Source organism: Cryobacterium inferilacus, assembly GCF_019599185.1.
Taxonomy (GTDB): Bacteria; Actinomycetota; Actinomycetes; order Actinomycetales; family Microbacteriaceae; genus Cryobacterium; species Cryobacterium inferilacus.
In genome coordinates this window covers 1-646 of record NZ_JAIEUL010000067.1, presented here as the reverse complement: position 1 = coordinate 646, position 646 = coordinate 1, and the positions used below count along the sequence as shown (strand labels likewise).

Below are 646 nucleotides of genomic sequence, written 5' to 3'. Positions count from 1 at the left end.
CCGGTCGCGATCAGCACCGGAGTGTCCCGGGGCGTTCGCGCTCCGCGCTTGGTGGGAACGACCGGGCGGGCGCTCTGGTCCTCGATATCGGCAGCTATCCGCCACCACGACCGGCGCCCGGCGAGCATCACGCCCTGATCCCAGGTCGACGCGAACGTGTGATCAACCGAATGCCCGGCCTTCCAACCCGTGGTGATCTTCGCAGCGATCGTTGCCCGATCGGGCACCGGAATCCGAGACAAATACGCACGGTCGCTCTGCAGCACCGGCTCAAGGACCCGAGCGCGGGGTCTGAGCCGGTACTGCCAGGTTGAACGGGCAACGCCGGCGAGGGCTAACGCGCTGCGTTGCGAGCCGGTCGTGCGGGTGAGCTCGGCCACGAGCTCGTTCTCCTGGGTCAGGAATCGGGCCGATCGGGGGTCGTCGGGGTATCTGCGGGCTCTTCCTCGCTCAGCGAGTGCAAGAGCCCGATAGCTTTTCCCAACGCATCATTCGACCCCTCCAACTTGCGTATCCGCGCGGTCAACTCAGCAACTTCAGCCTCGTGCCTGGCCTGCTCAGAAGCACGCGCTTTCTCCAGCGCACTGCGCTTACCCGGTGGAATAGTCATACGACCATCTTCGCGCGGGATCAGGCCACGTTCGAG

1 protein-coding gene and 1 pseudogene are annotated in these 646 nt (G+C 65.6%); both read right to left on the bottom strand.

The window, feature by feature from the left end; translation table 11 throughout:
- Positions 1-380, bottom strand: a 380-nt coding sequence (locus K2F54_RS18935; RefSeq protein ID WP_220607403.1) for a hypothetical protein, incomplete at its 3' end; no start/stop codon positions are given.
- Between the two features lie 17 nt (positions 381-397).
- Positions 398-646 (bottom strand): annotated as a pseudogene (locus K2F54_RS18930) (hypothetical protein); the annotation flags it as partial.